The organism is Pseudomonas sp. WS 5412 (assembly GCF_012985615.1).
GTDB classification, from domain to species: Bacteria; Pseudomonadota; Gammaproteobacteria; order Pseudomonadales; family Pseudomonadaceae; genus Aquipseudomonas; species Aquipseudomonas shahriarae.
The window spans coordinates 91,641-107,342 of the sequence record NZ_JAARMB010000001.1 but is presented as its reverse complement, the minus strand read 5'-3'; the positions used below and the strand labels follow the sequence as shown (position 1 = coordinate 107,342).

Annotated in this window: 10 protein-coding genes; 2 read left to right on the top strand and 8 right to left on the bottom strand. The window is 56.6% G+C overall.

Going from position 1 to position 15,702, the window contains the following annotated elements; genetic code table 11:
* Positions 1-22: 22 nt before the first annotated feature.
* A complete protein-coding gene (locus HBR94_RS00555; protein WP_222931994.1) occupies positions 23-3,106 on the bottom strand; it encodes a DEAD/DEAH box helicase family protein in 3,084 nt (1,027 codons plus the stop codon).
* A gap of 525 nt (positions 3,107-3,631) precedes the next feature.
* Here HBR94_RS00555 and HBR94_RS00550 point away from each other — a divergent pair.
* The gene (locus HBR94_RS00550) at positions 3,632-4,015 is read left to right on the top strand and encodes a nucleotide pyrophosphohydrolase (protein WP_170044005.1); all 384 of its coding nucleotides are present in this window, start codon (positions 3,632-3,634) and stop codon (positions 4,013-4,015) included.
* 24 nt (positions 4,016-4,039) lie between these two features.
* Entirely contained in the window at positions 4,040-5,911 is a 1,872-nt protein-coding gene (locus tag HBR94_RS00545) for a DUF2075 domain-containing protein (protein WP_170044004.1), read from the top strand.
* Between the two features lie 418 nt (positions 5,912-6,329).
* On the opposite strand, the gene HBR94_RS00540 is transcribed toward HBR94_RS00545, so the two are convergent.
* The 7 genes from HBR94_RS00540 to HBR94_RS00510 form a co-directional block, all read right to left on the bottom strand.
* Positions 6,330-8,513 (bottom strand): TonB-dependent siderophore receptor, encoded by a 2,184-nt coding sequence (locus HBR94_RS00540; protein WP_262383336.1) that lies wholly within the window; start codon positions 8,511-8,513, stop codon positions 6,330-6,332.
* Positions 8,514-8,578: 65 nt separating this feature from the next.
* Positions 8,579-9,511 carry a siderophore ABC transporter substrate-binding protein gene (locus HBR94_RS00535; protein WP_170044003.1) on the bottom strand — a complete coding sequence of 311 codons (933 nt, stop codon included), beginning with the start codon at positions 9,509-9,511 and terminating at the stop codon, positions 8,579-8,581.
* 8 nt (positions 9,512-9,519) lie between these two features.
* Positions 9,520-10,284, bottom strand: coding sequence for an ATP-binding cassette domain-containing protein (locus tag HBR94_RS00530; protein ID WP_170044002.1), 765 nt, complete (start codon positions 10,282-10,284; stop codon positions 9,520-9,522).
* A complete protein-coding gene (locus HBR94_RS00525) occupies positions 10,281-11,213 on the bottom strand; it encodes an iron chelate uptake ABC transporter family permease subunit (RefSeq protein ID WP_170044001.1) in 933 nt (310 codons plus the stop codon). Before HBR94_RS00525 ends, HBR94_RS00530 begins: the two co-directional genes overlap by 4 nt.
* Positions 11,210-12,142, bottom strand: a complete 933-nt coding sequence (locus HBR94_RS00520; protein ID WP_169989771.1) for an iron chelate uptake ABC transporter family permease subunit — start codon at positions 12,140-12,142, stop codon at positions 11,210-11,212. Before HBR94_RS00520 ends, HBR94_RS00525 begins: the two co-directional genes overlap by 4 nt.
* Complete coding sequence (locus HBR94_RS00515; RefSeq protein ID WP_170044000.1) at positions 12,142-13,869, bottom strand: ABC transporter ATP-binding protein; 1,728 nt, start codon at positions 13,867-13,869, stop codon at positions 12,142-12,144. Before HBR94_RS00515 ends, HBR94_RS00520 begins: the two co-directional genes overlap by 1 nt.
* Positions 13,863-15,641 carry an ABC transporter ATP-binding protein gene (locus HBR94_RS00510; RefSeq protein ID WP_170043999.1) on the bottom strand — a complete coding sequence of 593 codons (1,779 nt, stop codon included), beginning with the start codon at positions 15,639-15,641 and terminating at the stop codon, positions 13,863-13,865. The genes HBR94_RS00515 and HBR94_RS00510 overlap by 7 nt, the downstream gene beginning before the upstream one ends.
* Positions 15,642-15,702 lie beyond the last annotated feature (61 nt).

Below are 15,702 nucleotides of genomic sequence, written 5' to 3'. Positions count from 1 at the left end.
CAATATCGCCTTTCACAAAGAACTATACAGAAACGAAAATCTTTAAATCAACATCATTACTATTTGCTGTGGATATCCAACTCTGGATTAGCTGATAGGCTTGGAGCGATTCCTGACTACCATTGTGACCTTTATTCAGTTGGATCTCAAAATGGGTAGCCGAAAAGCTATTTGCGGAAACTATCCAAACTTCTTTTTGCACACGACTTGATCTGCGCCGTTGAGCTACAATTTCCCAAGCCTGCTCAACTGCTCGCTCACGAGCTTTCTGATTAGGAGCTGAAAAGCGCGCACCACGTAGAAGCCTAATCCGTTCCGTCATTTGCTGTGGAGCGTTTCGCGTCGGCCAACTTGATGCCAAAATATTCCAGTTAGCCGCTTTGAGGTTTTTATTACCAGTTATCAGCATTTCAATGTTCTTGATAGCCTGCCCTCCCACCTCTGCTAATGCACCGGCTGAGGAGTGAGGCTTTACTTTGGCGCTGCCGCACTTAACGTGAACGTAAATAAGTTTACTTACCGATGAAAGTATAAAATCTGCTGGCTCGGTATCCATATCCGTACAAAAAACAAGATCGACATCCGGAATATACTTATGAAAAGGGCCAAGCTGGGATCGAGTTGGATTGGGTTGTGAATTGTCTTTTAGCTTATCAAGCAAATGAAACAAAGAACCCTCATTAAATTCTTCATTGACTACTTGAATAACTTTTTTCTCATCCTTATCGAGTTCCACATAACCTTTCTCATCGAGCAACGGACTGAGCAACTCTGGCAACCCAATGACTATATTTTCAAGACTTGAGCTCGCAATTCGAAAATCACCTTCAACTGGAAGTTTTAGCTCGTAGAATTTCCCTTGGGAATAACTAACCCCATCTTCTAGAAGAATTTTGTGCAAGTGTTCAAAGAGAAATGGGAAAAGGTCTACATATTGCTGACCGTCTCCGTATACATCACACAAAAAATTGCTTTCTGATTCAAAGATCACGAATGGACTTTGATCGCAAAGTGAAATATTTATTTTCAACTTTGGAAAAGCTGGATCTAAAATCACTCCACCGCTATTTTCTAGGTACACAAAACTATTATCTATAACAGCTTTGTGCCCATCGATGAGGATGTGTACGGGCTGAGGCAAATCGCTAAAATCAAAAATTACACTTTCAATTTTCAGGTTAAGATCAACAGGAATAGGCTTCGCAAATGAATGCAAGAGATTACTACTTATAATCTTATCGGCAGAAATGGTCGCCTCCATATTTTGTAGCCATTGATCTAGCTCATCCAACATATATTGACCATCTTTTTGATCGGATATTCTTCCAGAATCGATGCCTATATAATAGCTGCTCTGTTTTGCGCCTAAATGATCAAGATTGTCACATTTCAATGTCGCAACACGATAGGAAGAGTTTCGCTGAAGATCAGCTATATTTTCAAGATTACGGCCTTTCATCGAAACGCTTTCTGGCCGTTTATTGGTCGTACCAACCGACCTACTACTTGCTTCCTTAGTTACGGCCGAAGCCCCTAGAGCCATTACATTTAATAATTTATCTTGTCCTATGGGGCTTCCTATGCACATTTCCGCATCATAGTTAAATCTGCGCCCTCTACTGTCATAGATAGCAACGACGCTTGGTTGAAGCTTTTTCAGGAGAGTAACCTCTAATGACGGCTCAAAGAAAAACTCATCTTTTAAAAACCTAGATCTATTAAAGGCTATTGAAATAATTATATTTATACCTCCTGCAACCTCAAAGTGCTTAGCTAACTCCCCCGCTTGGTTGCTCCGCCAGTACAGAACGTCGGCCGCAGCTTGAATATCAAAATTATCGAGCGTATTAAGAAAGCAGATAGATGCGGTTGGTATTATCAATGAGTCTTCAGGATTGAAAGCATTTATATCAAATTTTTTTAGAAACCTATTACCGTAATAACTAGCATCAGGAAACGAATCAAGATATATTTCGATCAGCTTATTTACATCTAAAGAAGATATAAATTTACTTGCCGCCGCGGGGGTGCTTAGTGACTTATCAAAGTACCTATAGTTAACCCACATCCTTTCGTTAGCGTTTACATTACATTCAATCACTATCGGATTAATATCTTGATAAAGCCTTACGATTCGCCCAACTGTTTGTACTAGTTCACGCCCTGAATTTACTGCATAGGTGAGAATCAGCAGCTTTGCCTGAGGAATATCAACCCCTTCATCGAGTTTACGCTGATGTATTATTACTTGATATTCAGAGTCGCGAAGATTTGCAGGCACATCAACCTTTACATTATGCCTTGGGTCGCGAACATACTGTTCATGCACTGCTAGAACGGAGAACTTTTCATTCAAAAGCTTGTAATAGTATTCGATATCCCCGAACTCTTTACACTTTACTATGCATTTCGCACTAGGATAGTCTTGTAAGAACATCGTTATGCTTTTAATTAACTCGTCACCTTCTGCCAAGCAGAAGACGGGATCCATCAATATTTTTTGTTCCAGCGCCTCTTCAAATGTATAGATGTAGCTGGAGCTATCATCAACGTCAAACTGGAACAAATCATTCCGATACGGGGTAGCTGTAATTACAATCTTATGTGCTCCAGCGTCACGAACTAGACCTTTCCAGATTGGAGAGGGTTCGGAGTGACCTTCATCCACTATAATCAAGTCAATTTCTTTCTTAAGTCTGGCAAGCTGCTCGGGCGTAAAACTTACGAGCTTTTGAAAAGTTGATACGTAAACTCCAGGAGCGCTTGTATCATTGACATCTTCGTAAACCTCTTTCTTAGCCCCTTCATAACCAGGAACTAGAGCCTCAAAAAAACCCCCACTAATTTCTTTTATCAACTGGTCGCATACAGCTCTGCGATGACATAAAACCAATACTCTAGGTTGCGGTGATGTATGTGCCACTACAGCTATTACACCAGACTTTCCGGCTCCGGTTGGCAAGCTGATTAGGCAAGATTTTGAGCCTAGCGCCTCCACCGGCCTCTTAATATAGGTGAGAGCTGTCTCGACACTTCGCTTTTGACATTCCCTCAATCCGCTCCACAATTCCGCATTCAGTGGAAAGCCACAAATTTTAATGCTCACATATACCTCCCTGTACGTTAAAACTTATAATTTACAAAGGCAGATTTCTGCTTTTATGAGATTAATTTACTAACCATGCCAAGGATAGCATAATGCCACCCCTCAATGAGAGCAGCCACTTATAAACTGCGCATCTTATTCGTGCTCTGCTCTGAGTGGCGTGAGCTCTGCTGAAAACAGTCGTTGATAGTTTCTGCGGCAAAAAAATACCCGCCTGAATTTGAAATGTTCACTTGATCTTGACGTAAAGAAAAACTGGCTCAAATTTCACGTAGCAGTGTTGAACAAGGGCGCTCTGCAAACTCACTGTGGCGAGAGCCGGACTGCTCGGGTCTTATCAACCGCACCGGTCGATTGCGGCCCGTCGCCGTTAGTCATTTCAAGCAAGATCCTCGTAGCAAACGAACGAGCCGAGGAAAATCAGCGAAAAATCTGCCACAAAAAAGGAAAGCTCTTACAATCTCGACCTGGATTTCTGAACCAGCTGTTCGGTCACCTTAACTGCTGGCACCAAGAGGCGAGTCTGTGAGCAAGGTTGATAGAACACCCGAGCAGTTGGTCGACGTGAAGAATCTTGAAGCATCGCTGCAACGCTTTGCGGATGATCGCGACTGGCAGCAATTTCACTCACCCAAGAACCTCCTCATGGCACTCACAGGCGAGGTAGGTGAACTCTGCGAAATTTTCCAATGGATGAGCGAGGCCGATTCAACGGGTGCAGCAAAGCGTCCCGAAACCGCTCAAGCTGTGAAGGACGAACTGGCTGACGTGCTTATGTACTTGGTCCGCTTGGGCAGTGTGCTGGGCGTCGACCTCAACGAAGCAGTGACAAGCAAGCTCACCCTGAACGGGCAGAAATACCCTGTCGACAAAGCTAAAAGCACCAGCAAAAAGTACGACCAACTCTGACCCATTGGGTTCTAAGGACCACTCGTGATCGTTTACGCTGCGACCAAACAGCAATTCCTCAAAGACAGCGATAACGACGATATTGAAGACGTGATCCTCAGGCACTTCAAAGAGGCCACCGGTAAGAAGGTAGGAGCTTCGGAGATTAGATCCTGGCAGGGTTCACTGACTTATATGGCCAAGGTGCTTCGAGACGACGGCCTGCCCAACAGCGCCGGCCTGGCAATTGAGCTGCATATCCCTCAGTCATCGAAACGAATCGACTTTTTGCTGACAGGCCGCGATGAGAATCAGGCCAAAAATGCGGTATTGATCGAACTGAAGCAATGGAGCAAGGCCAGCGCAACCACCAAGGATGCGATTGTCAAAACGACGCTGGGTGGAGGTCTTGTCGAAACCATTCATCCGTCCTACCAAGTCTGGTCATACGCCGCGCTGCTGGAGGGCTTCAACGAAGCCGTCTACGACAAAAGCATCGAAGTACGCCCCTGTGCCTACCTCCATAACTATGTCAGTGATGGCGTCATCGACTCTGCTCACTACGAAGCCTATACCAGCAAAGCCCCTTTGTTCCTCAAGGGCCCCGAAGAGCTAGCAAAGCTGCGAAGTTTCCTCAAGAAACACATCATTCATGGCGACAACAAGGAGGTTCTTTACGAACTCGCCAACGGGAAGATTCGCCCGTCCAAAGCACTGGCGGAGGCGCTGAGCGGGCTAATGAAAGGCAAGCCTGAGTTCGTATTGATTGATGATCAAAAGTCAATCTTCGAGTCGGCGCTCGCTGCGGCAAGTGAGGCCTCTGTTGAAGCGCCGAAGGTGCTGATCATCGAAGGAGGTCCGGGTACCGGAAAAACAGTATTAGCGATCAACTTGCTGGTGAGGCTCACCGCCTTGAAGCTGTTGAGCAAGTACGTCTCAAAAAATGCTGCGCCGCGCAAGGTGTACGAGAGCAAGTTGGTTGGCACCGTCAAACGTAGCCACTTCTCCAACTTTTTTTCCGGTTCGGGAGCCTTCATCGATACCGAGCCCAATACGTATGGCGCGCTCATCGTTGACGAAGCCCACAGGCTCAATGAGAAAAGCGGGCTTTATGGAAACCTGGGTGAAAACCAGATAAAGGAGCTGATCGAATCAGCAAAATGCTCGATTTTTTTCATCGACGAAGACCAGCGCGTGACCTTGAACGACATTGGTAGCAAGCAGGCTATCCGCGCCTTTGCCAAAGCCAAAGGCGCAACCGTGGAGGAATACATACTGTCTTCCCAGTTCCGTTGCAGTGGTTCTGATGGCTACCTGGCGTGGTTGGATGACGTATTGGGGATTCACGCGACAGCCAACCCGCTACTCGATACCAGCGAGTATGAGTTCAAGGTGTTCGACTCCCCTCAGGCGATGCATGCGGCTATCGAGCAGAAAAACCACGGAAACAAGGCTCGCGTTGTCGCGGGTTACTGCTGGTCTTGGCTCAGCAAGAAAGACTCCAAGGCCGCTGACATCGTTATCGGCAATGACTACGCACGCCAATGGAATCTGGATCAGGATGGCAGCTTGTGGATCATCGCTGAAAATTCCATTGAACAGGTCGGTTGTATCCACACCTGCCAAGGGCTGGAAGTTGATTATATTGGAGTGATCATCGGACCGGATCTAGTCGTGCGTGATGGGCAGGTGGTGACTTCGCCGCATGAGCGAGACAAGCACGACAAATCGATTCGTGGCTGGAAGAAGTTGATGAAGGAACAACCTGCTCTGGCGCAGCAAGAGACAGACCTGATCATCAAAAACACGTACCGAACATTGATGACTCGTGGGATGAAGGGCTGCTACCTATACTGTACAGATCAGGAGACCGCGCAATACTTTGAGAGTCGACTTGCCGGGTACAGCAACGACTGATGGCCCCGCGGGTTGGATGTCACTATTCGGGTTCAGCCTCACGAAAACCGTAGGCTGAACCACAAAAAAGTCGGTCAAATGCCGTGCAAAAACCACAAAAAAGTGGGGGAACAAATGGGGGATCAGAGCGCTTTTCAAACTATTTAACTTATTGTTTTTCAAACATATAGATCGATTAAAAGCTAACCACAAGCCGGCTTTTTAATTGCCCGAAATAATCCTATCCCATCTGAAAATCTTCCTGATAGCTTAGCTATTCCGGGGGAATTCAGGCATTCCCCCTGTCCGATTGTGTTCAACGCCATTTGACCTCATCCGACGATGAAGTGGGGGGATAAAAGAGTCGCATTCTGAATAGCTGTGTGGCGAGGGAGTTTGCTCCCTCGCCACAGGTTGAAGTTTTACTCTTGCTAAAGCGTCAAAAATCCACGGTCGCCGACAACTCGTACGTGCGCGGCGCGCCCAGGCCCAGGCTGGACGTCAGCGGCATGCCCCAGTACGCCTTGTCAGTGACGTTGGTCACCGTGCCACGCAGGGTCACCGGTCGCCCGGCGACCTGCATTGCATACCGCGAGCCCAGGTCGAAAATAGTGTAGCCGGGGATCGACTGCGAGTTGTCATCACTGATGTATTGCTGGGAAACCGCCGTCGCGTTGGCGGTCAGGGTCAGGCCCGGCACCAGTGGCGTGTCCCATTCCGCGCCGAGCTTGCCTTGCAGCTTGGGCAACCCGGTGGCCGTCTTGCCTTCGTCATCGCCGCCTGGCGATTTGGTGATCTTCGGATCAACATGGGCAACGCCGCCCATCAGGCGGACGTCGTCGATGGGCGAGCCGAAGAAGCCCCACTCGATGCCTCGGTTGCGCTGTTCGCCACCAAAGGAGAACACGTTGGTCACCGGATCGGTCGAGCTGCCCGGGCGCTCGATCTGATACAGGCTGAGGGTGTGGGTGAACGCGCCCAGGTCGAGCTTGAGGCCGATTTCCTTCTGCTTGGATTTGTACGGGGCAAAAACGTCGCCGTAGTTAGCCGCCGTCATCGGCGCCATCTCGCCTTTGCTCAGGCCCTCGATGTAGTTGGCATACACCGAAACCTGTTCCGTGAGCTTGACCACCACGGCTGCGGCGGGTGTTGTTGCGCTTTCGTCATAGCCGGGCTTGTTACGCGCGCCGGTGGTGGTATTGAAGGTGTCCGTGACCACGTTCTGGCGGCGCACGCCAAGGGTCAGTTGCACCTTGTCGTCAAGGACCGACAAGGTGTCCGCCACGCCGTAGCTGGTCAGCGTGGATTCGGTGTGTGCCACCGGCGCAAAGCTGCGCGGCGCCTCCGGCCCCCAGGTCGGGTGATAGATATTGGTCAGCCAATCCGCACCGGGTACCCAACGCCGGCCATAGTCCTTTTGCTTGTCGGCATACCGCGTGGCATTGACCACCCACTGGTGCCCGATCGGCCCGGTCTGCCATTTGCCCTTGAGCCCCGCCTCGCCCGAGGTTTTCTCGATGTCCATCTTCAGTTGGCCCATGCTGGTCTTCAAATCCCCCGCATTGTTGATCACCTGGGCCGACATCGCGCCGCTGTAGCGGTAGTGGGTCTCGCTGGCGCCGAACGCCGCATAGGCCAACAGTTGCTCAGTCAGGTCGAATTCGCCGCGCACAATCGCGCCCTGATCCTTGGTATCGACAAACGCCCAGTCCGGGTTGAGCAAAGTGTCCGACTTCGGTGGCTTGGGCACGGCCACATTCGCCGCCAGGCTGATCCCACGGTTTTGCCCACGCACGCGGTCTTCGCTGTTGTAGAGGTCGGCCGACAGCCGCGCCCGCTCACCGCGCCAATCCAGGCCCAACGAATTCAACTGCGCTTTCTGCTGTTGCCGCTCGGTCGCTGTGTCGCCATCGCGGTACACACCGTTGAAGCGCACGCCAAATTGCTGCTCATCGCCAAAGCGACGGCCTACGTCGAGGTGACCGCCAAACTGCGCCTCGGACATGTAGGTGGTGGTAAAGCGCGTCAGCGGCTCAGCACCGGCACGCTTGGGCACCAGGTTGACCATGCCTCCCACCGAACCGCCTGGCGGCATGCCGTTGAGCAGCGCCGACGGGCCTTTCAACACTTCGATGCGCTCGTACATCTCCGGCGAAATACGGTAGTACGGCGCCACGCCAAACAGGCCGTCGATGGTCACGTCGCTGATGCTGGTGGCAAAACCACGGATCGAATAGTTCTCGCTGTAGGTGCCCTTCAGGCCATTGCTGAACACCGCAGGGTCGGTCGCGGCGATCACATCGGTGACGGTCTGGGCCTGGCGGTCGGCAATGAACTTTTCTGTGTAGCTGATGGTGCTGAACGGCGTTTCCATAAAGTCCTTGTTGCCCAGCAGGCCGAGCCGGCTGCCATACGCCACCTGGTCACCGGCGTAGCTCAGCGGCAAGTCAGCGGCCGGCATTTCACCCTCGACGCGAATCGCCGGCAAGGTGGACACGCGGTTTTCTTCGGCTTGCGCGAGTTCTTCGGCGAACGCGGAGGCGCTGCTGATTGCCAGGCCGAGCAAGACCATGGAGGTAAAGCCCGGACGAGCGGGCACAGGGGTACGTGTACGGTGAGTCATGGAAGGCTCCGTAAGGTGGAATGTTTTTTAGTATTGGCAGCTTGAAGCGGGGTTAACGCCTGGAATCAGGGTTGATAGCCCTGGATCACATCGGCGATCACTTGCTTGATCGAGCTAGGGCTGGCCGCCATGACGTACCAGGCATCGGCATCGACAAACACCACGCGCCCGGTTTTCCAGGCATTGGTCTGGCGCAACAACGGGTTGCCTAGGGTTTGCGCATTCAGCAACGGGCGATGCTCCATGACGGCCGTGCGGTCAACTACGTAGAGAATGTCCGGGTTGGCCTGCTGGATGAATTCACTGGAAATCGGCTGGCCATGCAAGCCGGCCTCGGCGGTCGGGCTGGCCGGTTTCACCCCCAGCTCGGTGAACACAAAGCCGTAGCGCGACTGCACGCCAAACGAGCTGAACGCGCCGTTGTTATGCAGCACCACCAGGGCGCGTTCGGGGCGGTCGGCGGTGATGCGTTTCGCTTCTGCAACCTTGGCGTCGAGGGCGGTAACCTGTTGTTGCGCCAGGGCCGGCTTGGCGAAGATCTGCCCGAGGGTCAGCAGGTGCTGCTTGATTACTTCGATATGGCGCTTCTGGCTGTCGCGGTAATCCACGTCGAAATGCACGGTGGGCGCGATCTCGCTGAGTTCGCCGTAGTGCGGGGCCTGCAGCGAGGTGATCAGGATCAGGTCCGGCTTGGCCGCGTGCACCCGCTCCAGGTTCGGCTGGACGATGGCGCCGGTGTCCACCACCGCCGCGTCGTTCTTGTAGCGTTGCAGGAACTGCGGCACGAAGTCCTTGGGCATACCGGCCACCGGTACGCCCAGTTGGTCGAGAAAATCCACTTCGTTCATGTCCAGGGCCACCACGCGCTGTACGGGCGGCTGGATCAGTGTGCTGCCCAACGCGTGGGTCACGCTGATCGGGGCGGCGGCCGAAGCCGGCCCTGCGCCAAGCGCGGCCAGTAACAGGGCGCAGGCCCAGGCTGTGTGTATGCGGTTCATGGGAGTTCTCATGCGGGGTTGAAGTAGTTGCACAGGCGGCCACGGGCGCCGTGGGTGATCTCGAAGTCGAGGTCGTACAGTTCGCCCAGGCGGGTTTCGTTGACCACCTCGGCCACGCTGCCAGCGCAATGCACGGCACCGCCTTTCATCGCGAGGATGTGGTCGGAGTAATGGGCGGCGAAGTTGATGTCGTGCACCACCAGGATCACCGTACGGCCCTGCTCGTCACACAGCCGGCGCAGCGCACGCATGATGTGCACGGCGTGTTTGATATCGAGGTTGTTCAACGGCTCGTCTAGCAGCAGGCAGTCGGTTTGCTGGGCGATGGTCATGGCCAGGAACGCCATTTGCCGCTGGCCGCCGCTGAGCTCGTCGAGGTAGGCGCGGCGCAGGGGTTGCAGCGCGAGAAAGCTCAGCGCGTCATCGATCACGCGGTGATCTTCGCCGGTCAGCGCGCCACGGCTGTAAGGGAAGCGCCCGAAGGCCACCAGTTCCTCGACGGTCAGGCGCAGGTTGAAATCCGGCGCCTGGCGCAAGGTGGCCACGCGCTTGGCGTAGTCGCGCAGCGGGATATCGCCGACCTGGCGGCCATCCAGGCGAATGTCGCCGCCGCTCGGTGCCATCAGCCTCGCGATCATCATCAACAGCGTGGTCTTGCCGGCGCCATTGGGGCCGATCAGCGAGGTCAGGCGCCCAGCGGCAAAGTTCGCGTTGACGCCGGCCAGCACGGTCTGGGTGCCGTAGGTTTTGTGGAGGTTGTGCACAGCTATCATCGGGTGCCTCGGGTGCGCAGCATCAGCGCCAGGAAATACGTGCCGCACAGCAGGTTCACAAGAATGCTGACGGTGGTCTTGTAGTTGAAGACGTGCTCGACCAGCAGTTGCGCCGCGATAAAAATCGCGATGGCAATCGTGCTGCCCATGGGCAACGTGACCCGGTGGCGGAACGTGCGCGCCAACGCATAGGTGGTGTTGGCCACGAGCACGCCCATGAACGTCGTGGGCCCCAGCAGCCCAGTGGAAATCGCCACCAACGCCGCGACCAACGCCAGCTGCAGGCGCACCACGCGCGGGTAATCCACCCCCAGCGACATGGCTTGGTCGCGGCCCAGGGCGAGCACATCGAGGGTCGGCAACGTGCGTGCAAAGCCCACGCACAGCGCCGCCACCAACAACCCCGAGAACAGCAGTTGCTGCGGCTGCACGCGGTTGAACGAGGCCTGGCTGAAGTCTTGCAGGATCGAGAACTCGCCGGGGCTGATCTTCAACTGCACAAACTGCGTGACCGTGCCGATCACCAGGCTCAACACCAGGCCCAGCAGCAACAGGAAGTACACGTTGCTGTTGCCCTCGCGCAGTAACCAGCGTTGCAGCGCCCAGGAGTAGCCGAGCATCAGCAGCACCGACAGCACAAAGTTGCCCTGGCTGCCCAGCAGCATCAGGCTGGCGGTGCCCAACAACAACACCAACAACGCCTGGAACAACAGGTACACCGCTTCATAACCCATGATCGCCGGCGTGAGGATGCGGTTGCCGGTGAGGGTCTGGAAAATGATCGACGACCACGCCACGCACACCCCGCCGATACACATCGCCGCCAACCGCGCGAGCCGCTTGGGGATCACGTAGTCAAAATCCAGTCCCGAACGGAACAGCACAAAGCCCAACGCCAGGGCGAATACCAAGGCCCACAGCCGCTTCATCGCTGCCTCCAGACGATCAACGCGAGGAACAACCCGCCACCCACGATGCCCGCGGTGAGGCCAATCGGCACTTCGAACGGGAAGATCAGCAGGCGCCCGAGAATGTCGCAGGCCAGCAGCAACGCGGCACCGCCGAGGGCGACGATGGGCAGAGTGCGGCTGAGGTTTTCGCCGTAATACAAGGCCACCAAATTGGGAATCATCAGGCCGACAAAGGGGATCGAACCGATGGTGATCACCGTCGCCGCCACGGTCACGGCCACCAGCAACAGGCCCAGCGCCGCCGTGGCCGCGTAGTTCAGGCCCAGGCTGGTGGCCATGCCCTCGCCCATGCCCATCACGGTAAAACGCTGCGCATACAGGTACGCCAGCGCGACGATGGGCAGGATCAGATAAATGATCTCGTAGTTGCCCTGCACCACCTTGGAAAAATCCCCCAGCAGCCAGCCCTGCATGCTTTGCAGGATGTTGTGGCGGTACGCATAAAACTCGGAAATGGCGCTGAGCACACCGCCGTACATCAGGCCAATCACCGGCACCAGCAAGGTATGGTGAAAACGCAGGCGCCGGATGATCGCCAGGAACACTAGGCTCGCCGCGAAGCAACACAGCAGCGCAAACAGCATGCGCACGCCGGCGCTGGCGGCCGGCGCCACGCCCAGCGAGACGAGGATGCCAAGCTTGGCCGCGTCCAGGCCGCCGGTGGTCCCCGGCTCCACGAACTTGTTGCGCAGGATGTGCTGCAAGATCACCCCGCACACCGCCAAGCCCACGCCAGTCAGCACCAGCGCGGCCAAGCGCGGCAAGCGGCTGGCCGTCAGCGTCAGCCACGCGTCGCCGTCGATTGCCAACAGGTCGATCTCGCGGGCGCCAACCAGCAGCGACACGCCGCACAGCACCAGCAACACGCCGCAGCCCACTAGACGCATCATGCAATCCGCCAACCACGGGCCGCCCGGCGCTGGGCGAGAAACTGCGCGTACCGCCCAGCGCTGGCCGCCAGGATCGCTGGCGTGCCCTGCTCGACAATCTCGCCGTCATCCAGCACTAGAATCTGATCGGCCATGGCCACCGTCGACAACTGATGCGCGATAACAATCAACGTGCAGCGCCCGCGCAACCTGGCCAACGCATCGGCGATGGCGGCTTGGTTGTAGGTGTCGAGGGCGGCGGTGGCTTCGTCCACCAGCAGGATCGGCGCGTCCTTGAGCAACGCACGGGCAATGGCGATACGTTGGCGCTCGCCCCCTGACAACCGCGCCCCGCCCTCGCCCACCGGCGTGTGCAGGCCCAGGGGCAAACGCGCAATGATCTCGGCCACGCCGGCTTGCTGCGCCACCGCCGCAATCTCGGCCAGGCTGGCGCCCGGTTTACCGAGGCGGATGTTGTCGGCAATGCTGCCCTGGAACAGGTAGGTGTCCTGGAAAATCTGGCTGATCTGCGCGGCCAGCACCGCTTCGGACATCTCGCGCACCTCCACGCCACCGATCAACACCTGGCCCCGGTTCGCATCGAAGAAGCGCGCCAGCAGCCGCACCAACGTGGTCTTTCCCGAGCCCGACGGGCCGATCAGCGCGGTCATGCTGCCCGGCTCGATACGCAGGCTCACCCCGCGCAGCACCTGGGGTTCGTCGGGAGCATAACGAAAACTGACGTTGCGCAATTCCACCGAACTATCCATGGGCATTTTCGCTTGCGCGGCGACCGGTAACGGCTGCTCGGCAAGAATGCTGTGCACCTCATCGAGCTGGGCGTTGGCTCTGCGCAGGATCTCGCCATAACTGGCCACTTCCAGCAACGGTTCGATATAACGACACACCAGCACCAAGGCCACGCAGGCGGCGATAGCTTCGTGGGCATCCAGAGCGTCGCACCACAGCGCGACCGCCACCAGTAACGCGCAGAAGATCCCTTGCACCGCCCAGGCATTGAACACCGCCGACAATGAGGAGCGATAGATCAAACGCTGGCCGGACTGGCGTTGCTGGTCGATGGCCTGGTCCAGCAAACGCGTGGCGCCGCCGCTACCATTGAACGCGCGCAACACCGACTGGGCCTGCGCGAACTCGACCATGCGCTGGCTGGTCTGGGCGAAGTTCTGCTGATAGGTGTTGTCGGCACTGTGGCCCAGGCGCGCGGTGAGCAGCATCACGCCCACCAACACCGGTAGCGCCAGCAACGCCAAAACACCCAAGGGCCAGTGCAAGGCAAACAGCGCGGCAACCAGCACCAACGGCGTCACCGCGCCGCTGATCACCGGGGTGAACACATGCGCCGGCAACTGCGCCAGCGCCATCATGCCCTGGGTGATCAGATGGCCGAGCCGCGCACTGTTTTGCGCGCTGAACCAGCCCACCGGCAGGCGCGCCACGTGATCGCCGACGCGTTGTCGCGCACCTTGCAGCACCGCCACGCCGACGGCTACACCGGCTTTGTCGAGGGTGCGACGCCACAGCGCGCAAGCGGTCACGCCGGACAGCAGCGCAACCAACCAACGCCCTGCCTCCAGCGCATCACCGGCCAACAGGTGGCTGATCAGCGGCACCAGCGTGATCAGGGTCAGCCCGCTGAGCAGGCCGTAGAACACCGCCATCACGGCATAGCGGCGCAGCGTGGGCGCGTCTTCACCGAGCAGGCGCACAAAAGTCTTCAGCATGGTTGCACCACCTGTGATTCGCTACGGGCGTAATCGCCCAGTTGCCATAACCGCGCGTAGAGCCCGCCATGGGCCAGCAGGTCGGCGTGACGGCCCTGCTCGTGCAGGGTGCCGTCGTGGATCACGAGGATCTGATCGGCGTGCATCACCGTGTCGAGCCGATGGGCGATGACCAACAATGTGCGGCCCTGGGCGAAGCGTGACAGTGCTTCCTGGATCGCCACTTCGTTGTCGGCATCGGCAGCGGCGGTGGCCTCGTCGAGCACCAGCACTGGCGGGTCCAGCAGCACTGCACGGGCGATACTGAGGCGCTGTTGCTCGCCGCCGGAGAGCTGGGCGTCCTCGCCGATCACCGAGTCGTAACCACGCGGCAGGCGCAGAATGCGCTCGTGGATATTCGCCGCGCGGGCGGCATCTTCGATCTGTTGCGCGGTGGCGGACGGTCGGCCGAGGGCGATGTTGTCGCGCACGCTGGCGTTGATCAGGCGCACCTCTTGCAGCACAAAACCGATGCGCTGGTACAACAGCGGCGTATCGATATGGCGCAGGTCCGCACCGCCCAAAGTGATGCGCCCACTGCTGGGATCGAAAAACCGCAGCAGCAGGCGCGCCAGCGTTGACTTGCCGGCGCCGGACAGGCCGACGATGGCCGTGGTGGTGCCCGGTTGCAGGGTGAAGTTGATGTCCCTCAACACCGCGTGGTCGGGCTCATAGGCATAGCCGACCTGCTCAAAGCAGATTGCGTTGCCGCTCGGCAACTGCACGGCCGATTGCGTCAGCGTCGGCGTGTCCAGCAACCCCTGCACGCGCTGCGCAGCGCCGGTGGCGTTGTTCAAATCGTGGGTGATGTAGTGCAACAGCAGCAACGGCGCGCTCAGACCCGGCGCCACCAATACGAAGGGCAGCACGTCCACTGGCGCGATCCAACCCAGGCTAACAAACAGCGTGCCCGCTGCCAGCACTACGCCGAGCACAGTGACCGGCGCGATCATCGCGTTGGCATTCGCCATCGACGCCACCAGCGGGCGGGTGAAGTCGATAAAGGTCGTGGCAAAGGTGTCGATGGCGCTGCGATAAGCCCCGTGCGCTTTGCCACTGGCGCCGAAAGCCTTGACCACCGGAATGCCGTTGACGAACTCCACCACCGCGTTGTCGATGCGAGCCATCCCGCTGACAAATTCCTGCATACTCGCGCCGCTGGCGCCCATGGCCCGCGAGAAAAACAGGAAATACCCGGCAAACGGCAACAGCGACACCAGCGCCAAACGCCAGTCCATCGCAAACAGGTAAACCATCGACACCAACACCGCTCCGCCCGCGCGCCCGGCGGTGGTGTAGAAATGCGCGGTGAGGCTGTGCAGCGTATTGATATCGTCCTGCATCGCCCGTTTCACTTCGCCCGATGCTCGGCTGCTGAACCAACCCAGCGGCACACGACTCAGGCGCTGGGTGATCGCGCGGCGTAAATGGTGAGTGAGGCGATTGTCGGCCAGGTGGGCGAGCAGCTCAGCGGTAAAAATCAATGCCATCCCCGCGAAAAGGCTTAAAGCACTAAGGCCAACAACCCACCACACTTCGCTCGACAGCTGACCGCCAGCGCCGAGGACACGTGCGGCGATATGGGCGATGGCCGCCAGCGGCACCAGCGTCAGCATGCCGCCGACAGCGGCAAGCCCTGCGGCGACATACAGACGCCCACGGATAGGCGTCAGAATCCGGCTAAGCGTGCCTGCGACTTGAGGGTTGGCCGAAGCCGCTTCAGGAGAGTCCATTGACAGAAAAGGTCCGTTTGAGAATCAGAATCATATTTAGTTGCATGACTATAAACTAATT